A 17,191-nucleotide genomic window follows, 5' to 3' on the forward strand; every position below is an offset into this window, starting at 1 on the left:
TAACAATTTAAATAGCTTCATATACAGCTAAAAAATTTCTCTTTTCTTCGTCCCAGTTATATTTATCTTTCGCTATATAGCAATTAGAAACCATTTGCTCTCTAATATCCGGATTTTCCAGCAAGTAGTTAACACCATCTGCTATTGATTTCGGATCATGTGAGTCTACACAAACACCCACTTCTTCACCTTCTACTACTTTCTTAATCTCAGGGAAACTACAAGCAACGACGGGCACACCGCTCATGATATATTCGAATAACTTATTGGAGGAAGCTGAATAATGATTATAATTTATATTATTTAAGACCTGAAAGCCTAAATATCCATTTCTTGTATAAGCTGGAAGCTCTTCTACTGGAACCTTCGAAAGAAATTTAACCTTCTTATGCAAGTTCATTTCATCAACCATTTTCTCTAAGTCAGGCTTAATTCGTCCGTCCCCGATTAGCACCAATGTCCCTGATTTAAATAATGGCACAGCCTGAATCAGCTTATCCAATCCTCTTCCCGCTTGTATTCCACCTTGATATAATAGAATTTTTTCATCAGAAGTGATATTAAGCATTTCTCTAAGAAGCACTTTACTTTCAGGTTTGCTCTTTTGTTTAAAAGGGTAATTATAGACAACATTGGGGTAAAAACCGTAAAGATCTTCATTGTATTTTGCTCTAGTATGATTTTCTACAATCATGGAGTCTATTTTATTAATAAAGAATTGCTCAGACTTGTTATAATACTGGCTATCATAACCAGTACGACTTGTCTGAACTTCATGCGAATCATAGATTAACTTCTTTTTCTTAAACCTAAGCTTCGAGCAAATATATCCTTGTGGCAATGTATTTAAATCATTAGAATGATAGATGTCATATTCTTTTTGCCGTCCTCTGGCAATCATTCGAAAAATTATACTTCCTCGAACCCATACGGTTTTCAATCTTGTTTTAAGTAAAATAAGTGCAAATACTGTAATAATACCTACTAAAATTGGACTTAGAAACATTAGGGTAATCCAAAGAATAAAAATAAGTAATCCAATTAATTTATTTTGTAAACTAACTCTATAAACCTTTTGCATAAATTGTAATAAAGGAGGATATCTTCTTACTCGATATACAGTAAAATTATCATTCCGTTCTTCATACGTAGGCAAGCCTTTCTCATTCGGATCATGAATGCAAATCAAATCAACGTTATATCCACTTTCAGATAATGCTGTACATTCCCGTAATACTCTTGCATCGTTCGTAAAATGATTCCATACAAACATACAAACATTTTTTTTCATTTTTATGTCCAACCTTATATGTTATTATTCATTACTTTAACTAGCGACTCGATATTTGATTCCCACAGAAACCTTTCTTTTACGTAGGTGAGCGCATTATTACCAATTTCATCACGCAACTCCGGGTTTTGATAGAATATATCTATATATTTTAAAAGTTCCGATGCATTATTTTCTTCAGAAACAAAACCAGCATTTTCTTCCATGATCACTTTTTTAGCAAAGCCCGACACAGAAGCTACAATCGGGATACCACAACTCATATAATCTATAATTTTACCGGGGAGAACTGTTTTGAACACATCTTTTTCGGCTAGCGTTACAACGCCAACATGATGTTCAGCTATAATTTGAAGGCATTCTTTGCGACTCAATGGTTTTAAGAATGTTACATTTTGTAAGTTTTCTTTATGAATATAATCTTGCAGACCTTGTCTTCGAATCCCGTACCCAATAATCGTAAATTCTATGTTTTTCTTATTTAATTCTTTGGCTAGCTGCATTAAAATTTCATCGTCCTGTGCTAATCCAATATTTCCAGCATATATCACTTTAAAAGGACCAACACTTTCATTGTTCATAGAAAGTTCATGTATCCTTGCTCCATTAGGAATATACGTTATCTTGTCTTCAAATTGATCTGACTGTTTTTTAATATAATCTATGAAACCCTCACTGTTAACAACAATGGAATCCGCCTTTTTATATAATAGATTTTCTATTTCTTTAAAAACTTTCAATATAATCGGCTTATCAAATACACCTACACCTTTTAAAGATTCCGGCCATAGGTCACGAATTTCTAATATTAACCGTGATTTGTATTTTATTTTGGCAATTAATCCGACAATCGCTATAAAAATTGCAGGTGATGTTGTATATACTATATCATATTTTTTCCTGCTTTTTACGACAGAAAAAAACATTTTTATAGCCATTTCTAAATAATACATAAGACGTTTTAGAATACTTCTAGAATACTTTTTATTTTTCATTTTTACTCGTTCTATATGTAGGGCATCATTGTTCAATCCATCATGATCCCAAAACTGACTATCATCGTATATTTTTTTTGTGGGATACGTTGGATCGGTTGTTAATACATCTACATCAAAACCTTTATCCTGTAACAGTAAATAAATATTTTTCATCCTATTTCCTGCACTACCAATTTCAGGATAGAAATTTTGTGTAATGATTAAAACCCTTTTTGACATGACTATCTCTCATTTCTCTATAATTCTTATGATAGGTCTTATTACCCTTGCGTATAACAACAAAAAGTCCAAATATCACTTTGGACAACAATAGATAAAATACAACAAACTCTGACAAATACTTCTAACCTTTATAAACTATAACATATCGATTGGAAACTTTCACTATGAATTTAGGAACTACTTTTCAATAAAAAGAAGATAAGTCACCCTTTATATAGTAACCTATCTCCAATAATTATTTCCTTTTCAGTCCAAAAGAACTAGCGATCGCATCTGCAGTCATTTCACCAAGTTTGTTTCGGAAACTTTTCGTTTTTAACAACGCATTCTCTGCAAAATTATCAATAAACAAATACTCTATCAAAATAGAAGGCATATTTGTTTCACGTAAGACATGAAAATTAGCGGATTTCTGTCCTCGATCATTTGAACTAATTCTGCTAGCTAGATAATTGTGTATATCCTGTTGTCTGTCTTTTGTTTCATTGGATACATTGCCATTATAGATAAAGCTTTCAAATCCATTAGCAGATCCATTAAATGCATTGTTATGAATACTTACGAAATAATCCGCTCCCCAATCATTTGCCATCTTAGCTCGATCAGCGAGTTCAATAAATTTATCTGTTGTCCGCGACAGGTTTACTTCTACACCTAAATATTTACTTGTTAATACATCTGCTACTTTCAAAGCAATGTCTAACACTACATTTTTTTCTTGCAAACCATAACCTGAAGCACCTGGGTCGTGACCTCCATGTCCTGGGTCAAGGAAAATTTTGACGACATTTTGATTTTGTATAGCTTTATTCAGTTCCTTTAATGTCACAGAATCAGCTATTCCATTTACTTTTAATCCATGGTCTTTCTGGAATTTCTTTACCTGCTGTTCAGTAAAAGAACCGTACAGTGTAGTTACTGAAATCTTACCGTAACCTAGTTGATTCAGTTTTTCTTTTAACTGTATCGTTTCTTTATGGCGTTTTCCTAATTGAAATGGACTATTGTAAACTTCATCGAGTTTTTTAATTGTATTTTCACTTAAGCTTCCATTCACCGATAAACCATAGTATTTCTGAAATTGCTTCACTCGATTTTCTGTGAAATCTCCATAATAAGCTGTCTCTGAAATCCCACTAAAACCAACGTGATTAAGTTTTTTCTTTAAGCTCGGAATGTCATCATGTCTGTCGCCCTGTATAAACTCATAATTTTTCACATCTGTTTTTCTTATATAGCCGACACGATCTAAATAGACTATTCGCCACCAAGTGCCATAATCTGTTGCTATATGATAGACTCCATTTTTATCGATTGTTCCCATTTTAACAAGACTTCCCGATGTGTTGTCATATACAATTGTGTTTTTTAACGGGATAATTCTTTTAGACGAGTTTAAGTATCTTGTATTCTCATTCTCTATCTCGTTTCCAGTTGCGTATCCAGTATCCGACTTCTTCACATAGCCATAAAAATCACTGAATTGAACACGCCACCAATTGCCATAATCACTGACAATCTCAAAAACTTCATTTTTTTGCAGGGAACCTACTTTTTTTAGTGGGCCAGTCTGACGATTATCATAAATTGGCAAATCATTTTTATGTACACGGAAGTATTTATCACCTTTTTGGAATTCAGCTTGTACTTCTGCTTTACGTACATAACCAACTCGGTCATTCAGTATAATTCTCCACCAGTTGCCATAATCTGCTGCAATGGGAAAGACCGTATTTTCATCTAATTTACCGAATGGAACTAACTTACCTGATGCGTTATCATAAACCGTCACATTTTGCAATGTTTGAAAATCTCGTGATGATTGTTTATAGCTTGTATTCTTGTTTTTAATACTACTACCATTATCTGGAGTCGTGTCAAACTTCTTAACATAACCATAAATATCACCAAATTGGATTCGATGCCAGTTACCATAATCATTTACAATTTCATATGCTTGCCCTTCCGTAACTTCTCCAACTTTTTTCAACGGACCTGAACCACGGTTGTCATAAATTGCAGTATCTCTGTCCGCTTTAAAGTAGTTGTTGAAACTCGCATGTTGAAGCTCGCCTTCACTTTTACGAACATAACCGACACGATCTAAGAAAATCAGTCTCCACCAGTTACCATAATCTGTCGCTATCGTGAATAATTGATTTTTGTTTATTTCCCCAAATGCTACTAGGCTACCTGAGGTGTTGTCATAGACGGTTACATTTTTATTGGCTTTATACTTATGAGCAGAATTTTTGTGACTTTTATTTTCATTGTTAATTTCTGATTTGCTGCCAGGTATTGTATCTGACTTTCTCACATAACCATAAATATCACCAAATTGCACGCGCCACCAGTTACCATAGTCACTGACGATTGAATAGACCTGATCTTTCTTCAGTTTTCCAACAGGTTTTAATGGACCATCCCCGCGGTTATCGTAAACCGTTAAGTTGTCAGTCGTAACTTTAAAGTAATCGGCTTTTGCACCGCTCCATGGGTCAGAAGCCTTTGCTAAGGAAGTGGTTGATAATGTGCTAACTGACTGCTGTTTTGCCATTTGAGATACAGGCTTTTCGATTTCTTCTATCTCATCATCTACCTCTATTGTTTCGTTATCTAGATTTGTTGCTTCTTCCTCAAATTCTTCTGTAACTTTTAAGTTATTTTTTTCTTCTTCACCAGGATCGTCTATACCTATAAACTGATTATCCTCTTTTTGTCCCTCAGCAACTTTCTCTGCAGCAGTATTATCTACCTCTACGTCGGTAGGTTCCTGTTCGACTCCAACCTCTTCTTCTGTTGAACCATTTTCTTGGTCTATTGCTTCTTTATTTTCACCTGTTGCTGGCTCTCTTTCAGAGTAAGATTCTGTTGCCTCTTGTCGGTTGACTGATTGATCTTCTGTTTGATTATCAAGTTTAGATTCTTTTTCAATAGATCTCGATACAGTTTCTTTTTCAACCTGTTCACTTTCATTTACTATCTCGTCTAATGATTCTTCAGATACAATTGAACTCGGAGTGCTTGTAACAAGTTCATCTTTATCATTTTTTGGATCCATCGGCTCCTCATATGTATCAGATTCTTTAGGTTGATTAGCTGTTTTGTCTATTGTTTCTGCATTTATCGAATAAGGCATAATAATCTGGGCAACTATGAGCAGTGTCATAAAGAATATTAAAGGTGATAGAATTGTTTGCTTACTTATCATCATGTGCAACCTCCTTTCTTATTACTTCTCCTTATATCGGCTCCCTCTAGTATTATTTTAATGAATTTATAAAACTATTATAGTGCTAAGGAGGAAAGAAAGGGAAAATCATTTGCCAAAAACGATTAATAGATCTCCCCAAAAAAAGAAAGCATGAACAGTCTACATAATTAAACATAGACTATTAATGCTTTCTTCCACCGTACTACTAACTACTGATTCATGAATTTTTCCGTTTATTTGTCATACAACTTTTCTTTAGTTGGTGTTTCTCCCAATTCGTTTAAAATATAGTTATAATAATTACTTCTTAGGTATGCAACCTCTGAAATTAAAGCAGCTGTGGCTGGACCATCATTTACTTCAAATAAGTAAAGTTCGCCATCTTTGTCTATACCTATATCCATACCTAAAGTCATAATATGCGTACCTCTTAGTTCTTCGATTTTATATGGTAATGTTACTGCAAGATTATTTAATTTTTTATTAATTTTAGCCCAGTTTTCTTCTCCAAAATTCGCTTTCAGAAATGGCTTTGGATCACTTATTCCTCCGCCCTGGTTAACATTTGATATAACTTTTTGTCCTATCCCAATTCTAATATAATTTCTTGCACTATGCCATTTACCATCTCCGCCTTTTTCTACATGAATCCTACAGTCAAATGGGTCTCCAGATAATGTTCTAGATTGAACATACTTTTGAAGAATATAATTTTTCCCTTTTATTTCATCCTCAAAAAAAGTTGCAATCTGATTTTTATTCATTTCCCGTTCTATTGTTTTAAAACCAACAGTATAATGATCACCACTTTTGTTTAAAATATATACTCCTCTTCCCTGTATTCCTCTTAATGGTTTAAGAACAATAGAGGAATATTCATTTAAGTAATGAATGATATCTTCAAATTTTCTTACTTTGTGAGTAGGAATTATTAAATGTGAAAATTCCTGTTCTTTTTTCAAAATGTTTTGTAATTTAATTTTACTTAAAACATTTGAACGGTCATCTGATAGGAATGTTCTATTCTTTAGATAATCCATTATTTCCCGATTTCCTTTTTTAAAGTTGTAAGGAACTACATCAATGAAAGGAGGAATATCTACTATTTTTTCTTGCCAACTATTATTGATATATACTTGTCCTCTTACTTTGTTCTCTTCCATCATTATATCTTTTGGCCGCAGATAAATTATTTCAATATCATATGCTTTACATATTAATGATGTAATTTTTGCTAATTTTGTTGGTTTATTAAAAGCTGTCATGAAGCCGACTCTCATACTATTTCTCCTTTTTGAATTAAATGTATAAAATAATAATTAATCTATTTTTGTCTAATTTATACAAGTGATCTGATAACTATTTTCTGAGGTATATCCACATTTTCTTGTAGGTCATTTTCAAAAACACTTTGTACTTATCATTTTTTGAGAAATAATAATCAAAAATATAGAAGGCAAGGCTTTAAAAGTATCGACAGCGATTTGTTTTAATTTGGCTGATAATTCGTCGGTAGCTTCTATAGGGCCCCTACCAGAAGAATAGCTACTCTTTTCTCTTAAAAATACTGTATAAATCATAACCAGTCAATTATTAGTTTTAGGGCTTAGTATGGATTCTTTTATCTTTCTTTATTCTTTTATTTTAATCAATTCTGTAGCTTTTAAAGTTAAATGATATTCTGGAAGAACTTCATTTAATTCCTGAGTAGTATTGATGTTTTCTTTATCATTTACCTGTAAAAAGTTTAATTAAAAAATTCACTCTAGAACTAGCTCAAACCCCAATTTTAACGGTTGATCAGTATGAAGCTCGAATCCCTCTTCCTCTAGGTTATCTACTCTAGACTTTTTAGACCCTTTTCTGCATAGCTCAGCAAATTGTTGCATAATTTCTTTTTGTTCTTGAGTACCAAAAATAACAACTTCTATTCTATCTCCTTCAAGCTTTTTTGCGTATCCTGATAAGTTATTTTTCAAAGCATGTCTTTTGATCCAACTCATATAACCCACTCTATGAACTTTACCTGAAGCAATATATTTCTTGCTATGAATTTCACCAATTGGAGGCTTTGTTACTTTTATTTCATCTGCTGCCCAAGTTTTTAAAGGTTGCAGAAGGCTATTAAAATCAAAATAGAAATTAGATTTTTCTTTTCCATTTGTTTCAGGGAAATAATAGTCAATAATTGCCCCTGGTACATCTTTTGCTTCTCCCTCTAAAGGAAAACAATGAAAGGCTATTTCTGCTGTTGCGTTTATTTCTAAAACTATCGCCTTTTTATTTGAATCTGGATTAACAATAACATCTACACCAGCATGTGGGATAGAAGGCATAGCCTTTAGCGCATCAACTGCTATTTGTTTCACTTCTTTTGTCAATTCGTATGTTTTTTCAATCGGATCTCCACCTGCTGATAGGTTACTCTTTCCTCTTAAAATTAACAGTTCTCCTTTTTTTGGAACACTTTTCTCGTTATAACCATAGTTTTTTAAATAATTCTTAATTTCGTAATCAATTTTAATAGCCTTTGGTGCCAAATACGGATTCTTTTTTCTTTCTCTATTTTTTAGTTTAATGAGCTTTTCTACCGTGTTATTGCCATCACCTGTAATGTTTGCAGGAATTCTATGAGTAGCAACTACGGCTTTATCTCCGACCACATAAACACGATACTCTTTTCCAAAATAATGCTTTTCAACGAGATAAGTTTTATACTGCTTGTAAGTTGTTTGTGTTTCTTTAACAGCATTTAATAATTCATCCCTATTTTGGAGGTTAATATAAACCCCTCTACCCATACTGCCATTTAACGGTTTAATAATTACAGGATAACCGATTTTCTCAGCATAATTGACTATCCCTTCGCTTTCAGTGATGTCAAACAGCTCTCCTTCAGGTATAGGAACATCACCTTCTTTTAATAGCTGTTTTGTTTTTTCTTTATCCGTACATATATTAACCGTCTTATTTGCAACTAAGTCACCTCTAGATCTGAAAAAGTAATGTGTCTGTTTATCAGAACTTAATGAAAAAAACTTGCCGTCAGTGCTGCTATTTAGCCTATGTAATTTACATTTTTCCGTCTCATCTTTATACCATTTAAGTGTCAATCCTCTTCTAAAGCCTTCTAAGGCAATTAAATAGGCATCTAATTTAAATCCACGGATATCAGCTACCACTTCTTCATTTAAATGGGGAAAAAGCTTTACTTTATTATTTTCCATGTTTTTTCTCCTTTAGATTAAGTGTTATTTCTTATTTAGATTATAGTAAAACATAATTCTTTCAAGAGACTTACTCACAATAACAAGAAACGGAATTTTCCTATTTCCCATAACTAGACTAACTAATTTTAAATTAATGCTATAATTGTTTTTAATTAATCGAAAACATATTCACTTAAAACCTGATTAAAGCTCTTACCATGCAAGTGGCTAGTTTGATTTTGAAAAGAGGTTGTTGTAATAACAACCTCTTCTATTATCTGGAAATAACGTGGCTATTTAATATAAAATCCCATTTTTATTGGCTGACTCAATCCCTGTTCTGTGATACTCTCTACGATTGCTTCATTTGGACTGTTATTTTCCAACCATTTTTTAAAGTTATTCACCACTTCTTCCTTTCCTACAATTACTATGGAGATCTTTTTATTATCTATTATTTCTGTGTAACCATTCAATTGTACAGATAATGCTTTTTTTCTAATCATATTTTGAAGATCAATATTTTCTATATTTCCTGAAACAATTAACTTGATAGAGATAGGAGAATATTGAGGAACCTTTTTAACTGTTATTTCTTTTGTTGCTCCACTTCTTAATAATTTGGATGAACTTTCGTAATCAAAGTAAAAAGGGAAACTTTTAGTACTATTTTTTGTCTCTGGGAAATAATAGTCTATAATCGATTTAGGTATGTCTCTAGCTTCACCTTCTTCAGGAAATAGATGCAACCCAATTAGTGGTTTAGAATTCACTTCGATTACAGCTGCCTCACTCGTCTCTCTATTTACTAACATGTCTACCGCGCATTGTACTAATCCTGGTATTGATTTTGCTGCATTAATTGCCGTATCTATTATCTCTGGTGAGAGGTCATCTGTAATATCGATTGGCTCTCCGCCAGAAGATATATTACTGGTTTTTTTTAAAAATACACGTTTTCCTTTTGATGGAATACTATCTAACGTGAATCCTTCTGATTTAATATAACTAACCAACTCATCATCGATTGCGATAGAACGTCTGTAATGATTTGGGTTATTATTTCTTATTTTGTTTTTATAATCAATTAATTGTCTAATAGTGTTCTTCCCATCACCGACGACATTGGCTGGCACTCTGCTAACTGCTCCAATTACTTTGTCTTCAATAACATATATTCGACAATCTTCTCCCTGTACAAATTCTTCAATTATTACATCTTTGAAATTCAATTTTTCTCGCACGTGAACAAGTGCCTCTTCCAATTCCCGCTTATCTTTTATATTTACAATGACACCTTTTCCTTGTAATCCTTTTGTGGGTTTTAATACCAGTGGATAGCCAATCGAATCAGCGAATTGGATTATTTCGTCATTTTCCGATCCAGCTACAAATCCTTTGCCGGTAGGGGTTGGGACTTTTGCTTTAGTAAGATAATCTCTTGTCTTATTTTTATCATTACAAATATTGATTGCTTCTTTAGAAACTTTATCTCCTCTTGAAGCATTGAAGTGATGCGTTCTTCCTTTATAGCTTAATGAATAACCGATTCTTACCTTTTCTTCTTTTTTATAATATAAGTGACGAAGTTTTAGAATAAGCCCTCTTCTCCAACCTTCCAAAGCAATCGTATACATGCTTAAACCGCCACCCATCGCTAGTTCGGGTATTGAATTTTCAAGATGGGGAAGCCAGTTTTTATTGTAATTTTCCATAATGGTATTACCTTTCTATATATATATTTGTCTTGTAAGGTATTAGTTTTGTGGGTCCATCAAAAATTTATAATTTTCCCTTAGTTTTTTTCTTTAACAAAGAACTCATTTTTCTAACAGGCTTGGTATATTTCCAAGAACTACTGTTCAAAATATCTTGATTCATTTTTTGAATCTTGTCTTTTTGTTTAGACATCTCTATTAACTTTTCTTGTATATCCTCTTTTTCTTTAGCTAAACTTGCTATTTCTTTTTCTAATTTCACTAATTCATCTCGTTTTAAACTTGTTTCTTGATTAGCTAGAACATCATTCTGCTGTGTTATTTCAAATCCTACTTCAATCGGTTTGTCCCAATCTGTTTCGATAATATCTCTTACATCTGCATCTCGAGGTCCATTCAATTCAATATGTTTTTTAAATTTATAAAAATTGTCGATATCACCCGCAACTACAATAAATACACTTCCATCTGTCTTATTTTCAACAAAGCCGTTTAAATCGAAAAATAGTGCGTTTTTTCTAATCCAATTTCGATAACCAACATTTTGTACATTACCATAAACCTTAAAAGCTTTAACTTTGAAAGTATCTAATGATATATTTGGTAATTGAACCTCTGATAACATTCCACTTAAAAGTAAACTAGATATCTTTTTGTAATCAAAAAATATTTGATTTGTTAACTTATTTTCTGAACGAGATTCTGGAAAGTAATAATCAATGATAGCCTTTGGTATATCTCTAGCCTTTCCTTTTACTGGATATAAATGACTAGCAATCCCTGGTTTTGTATTGATTTCAATCACTGCTCCTGAATTACTACTCTCGTCAACAATTATATCTACTCCACATTGGCATAGATTTGGAACCGCCTTAGTTGCATCTATTGCTATTTGCCTTATCTTTTCCGGCAAATAATCTGTTACATCAACCGGCTCCCCCCCAGAGGAAACATTACTATTTCTTCTTAAAAATAAGTGTTCGTTTTCTTTTAATATACTTTTAAGTGTATATCCCTCTTTGGTAATATTTCTTTTGACTTCAACATCAATCTTAATTGGGCGACCTCTCAAACTTGGTATTTGTTTTCTTTCTTTATTTTTATTCCTTATTAGATCTCTAATGGTATTAGTTCCATCACCAATTACATGTGCAGGAACTCTATTAATGGCACCTACAACTTCCCCGCCTACCACGTACACCCTATACTCCTCACCAGCAATAAATTTCTCTACAATGACATTTTGATAGTCTACATTTTCACGAAGTTGATTTAGCGCAGTTCTTAATTCATTTTCGGTAGTTATATTGGATATTACTCCTTTGCCCATCTTTCCATTAGTTGGCTTTACTACTACTGGGAAACCGATTGATTGGGCATAACTTATAATTTCTTTATTAGTAGTTGAGTTTGTAAACTCCTTACCAGGCGGTGTTGGGACATTTGCTTGTAATAATTGCTTCTTAGTTAATATTTTGCTTCCACTTATTCTCATTGCTTCAGGGGTTACACCCTCACCCGCTGTATAAGAAAAATAAATTTCCTTTTCATTATTAGAAAGGGTATAACGAACGATAATTTTATTTCTAAGCTTGGAAGTATAGAATTTTAAGGTAAGACCTCTTCTCCATCCCTCTAAAGCTATGGCATAGATACTTAATCTGTCTCCACTAACAGTTGCCGGGACACAATCTTTTAGATGAGGTAGCCATTCCTTATTCATCTGACACACTGCCTTCAGTCCTTTCACTATTAATTGTCAACCTTAGTTATTCCAGATAATTTCCTTACTTCTTTACTTTAAATTTCTCACTTAAATTCCTCACTGGTTCTGTATATTTCCATGAGCTACTATTTAAGATATGTTGATTGTCCTTCTCAATACGATGCTTTTGTTTTTTCATGCGTTGCAAATCTTTATCCATCTTCCTTAAAGCATATTGGACAGATTTGATATTTGATGCATCATATTGCTCCGATATTTCAAAACCAACCGTTACTGGGTCCTCATAGTTATCTTCATTAATTTTTAATACGTTAGAACCTTGAGGATACTGTTCAATTATTTTTTTAAATCCGCTAACTGTTTCCCTATCCGTTCCAGCAACAACAATCTCAATTTCATCAAATACTTTACTCTTCACATATCCATGTAAATTATGGTTGAGCGCTTGCTGTTTTAACCATTTATGAAAATTATAACGTTGCACATCCCCATAAACCGTATATTTTCTTGAATAAAGCCTACCTATTGGTGCGGGTGCTACCTCCACTTCAAGTGCAACTCTATTTTCTAAGGGCTCCAAAATGGTTATTAAATCAAAATAAATCCTCGACTTCTCTGTACTTGTTCCTCTAGTTTCTGGAAAATAGTAATCGATAATAGCTCCTGGGATATCTCTTGATTTCCCTTCAATCGGAAACAACGCACCGCCAATTTGTGCTGTTGGATTCAATTCAATTACAACTGCGGATGCGGCAACATCGTCACCTTCATTCACAATTATATCAACGCCAGCATGTGGAAAATCAGGAATAGCTTTTAACGCGTCGATTGCAATCTGCTTATACTCCTCTGCCAATGTATCGGTAACATCAACAGGATCTCCTCCAGAAGATACATTCGTTTTTTCCCTTAAATAGATTAATTTACCTTTTTCCGGAATACTTTCAAGTGTATAGCCAGCATCCATAATAAAGTCTAGAATCTCACTATCCATATGAATTAAACAACTATTTAGTCGTGCATTCTGCTTTCTCACCTTATTTTTCAGGTCAATCAACTCTTCAATCGTATGTTCTCCATCGCCAGTAATGTTTGCTGGAACCCGATTGTAAGCTGCAACTATCTTATCTTCAACAACATAAACACGATATTCTTTACCTACTACATATTGTTCGACAATTACTTCATCATAATCTAATTCATGACGAACATAATGAATTGCTTTAATTAACTGCTCTTCATTTCGAATATTGGTTACCACACCATTACCTAAACTTGCGTTTGTTGGTTTTAATACAAGTGGGTAGCCTAATTCATTACTGTAAGCTATGATTTCTTCGTTTGTTGCATCTGGGGCGAATCCTTTTCCTTTTGGAACAGGTACACCTGCTTTTTCAAGGTAAATCTTTGTATCATCTTTTTCCGACCCTATTTCAACTGCTTCATTAGAAACGAGATCTCCCCTGGTTCTAAAAAAGTAATGTGTTCTTGTATCCGAGCTTAATGAAAACAATCTACCTGGAGGGTTTACTCCAAAAATAATCATATCTTTGAAATGCTCGGAGTCCTTTGTATACCATTTGAGCTTCAACCCCCTTCGCCAGCCTTCCAGGGCAACTGCAAAAGCATCTAATCGAGTTTTTCGAGCATTTCTCACAATATCATTTGTAAGCTGTGGCAAACTAATTCCCAGTTGCTTCTCTTTCATTTCCATTTCCTCCTATGTAGCATCCTGTTAGTTTTTGAATTTTTTTGTGATTGATCCTACTAATCGAATTGGCATCGTTGCTTTCCAGGATAAACTACTATAGTACTTTCTGCGTTTCAATTCTGCTTTTTTTAGTTCACGTTGTGTAATTTCAAGCTGTTGCTTATACATCTTTAAATCTTCAATCTGCGTTTTTAAATCTGTTTTTATTTCAAAGCCGACTTTAATCGGTTCATTATATTCTTCTACCTGCACTTCAAAAACCTGCCCGCGTTCTTCATCTTCCCAAAGCGCATTTTTAAAATCGTCTACCATCTCAGGATCTGTACCACCTACAACAATTTCAATATCGCCCTCTTCAAGCGTCATGATATGACCGTGAAGATAACGTTCAAAAGCTTCTTTACGCAGTCCTCGATGATAGCCAATATCAAGCACATCTCCACTCACAATATATTTTTTTGTATATAGCTTTTCTTGGGGACATGGAGTTACCGTAGTAACAAATGCATCTCTTGATTGCAACGGATCAAGCACATCATGGAAATCAAAAAATGTATTTACTTCAGCAGTATTTATTCCTTTAGTTTCTGGAAAATAATAATCAATGATTGCTTTTGGAATGTCTCTTGATTTACCTTGAATTGGATAGAGCAAACCACCTAGTTGCGCAGTTGGATTTAGCTCAATAATATAGACATTTGAATTATCCTGATGTACAATCAAGTCAACCGCGCCATGTTCAAGACCCTGAACAGCATGCAATGCCTTGACTGCCGCCTCTTTTACATATTCAGGCATCTCATCCAATGCATCGATTGGATCGCCACCTAACGAAATATTCGTTTTATCACTAAGCACAACATGTAATCCTTTTTCCGGAATTGTATCGAGTGTGTATCCTTTTCGCCCGATAAAATCTTCCACTTCTTCATTCACAAGAATTGGACAACTTACTAAACGAGGGTTAAGGCCTCTTTCCTCATTTTTAATTTCAATTAATGCTTTAATAGAATTTATTCCATCAGCCGTAATATTTGGTGGGATCCGGTTCATCGCTCCAACAACCTCATCACCAACAACATACATGCGGTACTCTTTACCTGGTATGTATTGTTCCACAATTACGTCTTGGTAACCAAGATTTCCACGTACATATTCCAATGAATGCTCAAATTCACCACTGCTATTAATATTAGAGATAACACCTCTGCCGAAGCTGCCATCAGTAGGTTTTATTACAACTGGAAAACCTAAATGGGATACGTAATCTACTATTTCCTCATTTGAAGCTTCTTCTGTAAACTGCTTGCCTTCTGGCACAGATACCCCATTTTTGAGTAAGGCTTGCTTCGTCTTTTCTTTATCTCGTCCAATATCTACAGCTTCATTGGTTACTTTGTCACCTCGTGTGCGAAAGAAGTAATGTGTTCTATCTTTCGAACTTAAAGAAAATAATTGCCCAGGTTTATCTACAAACCATGTTTTCATCTCTTTAAATTTTTCAGAGTCTTTTACATGCCATCTAAGTGTTAGACCTCTTCTCCATCCTTCGAGCGCAACAACATATGCATCTAATAAGTTCCCATGTGCATCTGAAACAATTTCATTGGAAAGGTGTGACAACCATTCTGCACGATTCTCTTCCATCTGATTTCCTCCTACATTCCACCATTTCAATCTTGTAAATAAACATTCGTTTTTAAATTCGTATAATGAATAAATTCCTTGCCATTTATCAAATCATTGGTTAATCGACCTTGTGCCTCTATAAAATAATCTCCTAGCCATTTATCTGTCGGAATATCAAACTCATCGTAATTGCCTGGTTTTGGTGTGAATTCTCCAAACACCAATCCCTCATCAGACCTTAGAAAATCGATTCTTATAAAAGGAGAAGGTATTTCAGCACTAATCGCTGTGGCCATCTCAATTTCAGCATTTGTTACGCCTTGGCCTTTAAATAAGCTTTCATCATATTTTCCAGTTCCAATTCGTTCACCTGATGCTGTCCACCAGCAATGCTTTATTTCCGGGTAGCGCACAATTTCTAAGATGAGCGCTACTTTTCCATAAAAACAATAAAACTTAATATCGCGGGCAGGTATTTTTTTATCTTTGTCTTCAAGTATTAGTTCCTCGAAGAACCATTCATTATTGCTAACTCGACCGGATTCTATGTCTCTCTCCATATTTTTCCTTAAAACTTGCCAATTAGCAATTGTCTTTGATTGTTTGATATCTATTATATCATTATTATTATAAACGAGATATACACCGCGAGCACCTGCTCCATCATTAGGTTTGATTGCTATCCCATTCTTTTCAGGGATTTCTTCTAATGTGTACGTGCGCTCCGAAATCTCTGGTGTTCTTATATTTAATCGATTCATAAATCGGTATGCAACCTTTTTATCATCCAGCAGCATTTCTGGTAATGTTCCCAGCAGCTGATGCTCCCGCATGCGCATATTTAGACTGGCACGGTAAGAGGAAGCCGGTTTTAATGAAATCTCTTCCTCTGAAAGCCCTGACCTGATCATGAACTCTGGAATATCTTCTACTTTTAGCCCGGACAGGAGCTTTGGATAAACAAGCTGTTTATATGCCTTCTTCTCATGCATAAATAAACGAGCGGCTGCCTTTAATAGATGATTGTAATTTTCATCATACGATTGCTTTCGCTCCATGACATCTTCCATGAACGCTATTAATGTGCCTTCGTTCTTCTTTTCCTTTGCCATTCTCCATAAATGATTATAATCTAGCTTCTCAGATTCTAATTTAAGCGTGTTTATTATTTCCTTTGCAGCATATAATTCATGACGAATAGATTCAACCTCGTTTTCTAAATCCATTATTTGTGGATCTTGGCTTGCATGCAATACGTTACGAATCGAAGCTGTTTGTTTCCATGTCTTGCTTTTTTTTATTTGCTGTATCTGTTTTTCACTATTTTTAATATCAGCTTCTGCCTTTTTAATCGCTGCTTCTGTTTTAATCAATCGTTTGATTAATTCCTCATTTTTATGTTGCTTTTCTATCGAAACAGCGTTTTTTTCCATATCAAGCTGATTATCATTACCTTCGTTCATCCAATCATCC

General features: G+C 33.9%; 10 protein-coding genes. All 10 read right to left on the reverse strand.

Features of this window, described 5'->3' with window-relative positions; translation table 11 throughout:
* Positions 1–7: 7 nt before the first annotated feature.
* Entirely contained in the window at positions 8–1,291 is a 1,284-nt protein-coding gene (locus NST46_RS03435) for a glycosyltransferase (protein ID WP_341136783.1), read from the reverse strand.
* Positions 1,292–1,305: 14 nt separating this feature from the next.
* Positions 1,306–2,508 carry a glycosyltransferase family 4 protein gene (locus NST46_RS03440; protein ID WP_341136784.1) on the reverse strand — a complete coding sequence of 401 codons (1,203 nt, stop codon included), beginning with the start codon at positions 2,506–2,508 and terminating at the stop codon, positions 1,306–1,308.
* A 238-nt stretch (positions 2,509–2,746) separates the two neighbouring features.
* The gene (locus tag NST46_RS03445; protein WP_341136785.1) at positions 2,747–5,725 is read right to left on the reverse strand and encodes an N-acetylmuramoyl-L-alanine amidase; all 2,979 of its coding nucleotides are present in this window, start codon (positions 5,723–5,725) and stop codon (positions 2,747–2,749) included.
* A 233-nt stretch (positions 5,726–5,958) separates the two neighbouring features.
* Complete coding sequence (locus tag NST46_RS03450) at positions 5,959–7,005, reverse strand: YheC/YheD family protein (protein ID WP_095307908.1); 1,047 nt, start codon at positions 7,003–7,005, stop codon at positions 5,959–5,961.
* 480 nt (positions 7,006–7,485) lie between these two features.
* Positions 7,486–8,952, reverse strand: a complete 1,467-nt coding sequence (locus NST46_RS03455; RefSeq protein ID WP_341136786.1) for an acylphosphatase — start codon at positions 8,950–8,952, stop codon at positions 7,486–7,488.
* Positions 8,953–9,227: 275 nt separating this feature from the next.
* Positions 9,228–10,649: an ATP-binding protein gene (locus NST46_RS03460; protein ID WP_095307904.1), complete on the reverse strand. Its 1,422-nt coding sequence runs from the start codon at positions 10,647–10,649 to the stop codon at positions 9,228–9,230.
* Between the two features lie 67 nt (positions 10,650–10,716).
* Complete coding sequence (locus NST46_RS03465) at positions 10,717–12,375, reverse strand: acylphosphatase (protein ID WP_341136787.1); 1,659 nt, start codon at positions 12,373–12,375, stop codon at positions 10,717–10,719.
* Between the two features lie 64 nt (positions 12,376–12,439).
* Positions 12,440–14,086, reverse strand: a complete 1,647-nt coding sequence (locus tag NST46_RS03470; RefSeq protein WP_095307900.1) for an acylphosphatase — start codon at positions 14,084–14,086, stop codon at positions 12,440–12,442.
* A gap of 27 nt (positions 14,087–14,113) precedes the next feature.
* The gene (locus tag NST46_RS03475) at positions 14,114–15,736 is read right to left on the reverse strand and encodes an acylphosphatase (protein WP_095307898.1); all 1,623 of its coding nucleotides are present in this window, start codon (positions 15,734–15,736) and stop codon (positions 14,114–14,116) included.
* Positions 15,737–15,762: 26 nt separating this feature from the next.
* Positions 15,763–17,181 (reverse strand): ATP-grasp fold amidoligase family protein, encoded by a 1,419-nt coding sequence (locus NST46_RS03480; RefSeq protein WP_303451199.1) that lies wholly within the window; start codon positions 17,179–17,181, stop codon positions 15,763–15,765.
* Between the last annotated feature and the right edge of the window lie 10 nt (positions 17,182–17,191).

This window comes from Oceanobacillus sp. FSL W7-1309 (genome assembly GCF_038002145.1).
Classification (GTDB): Bacteria; Bacillota; Bacilli; order Bacillales; family Amphibacillaceae; genus Oceanobacillus; species Oceanobacillus profundus.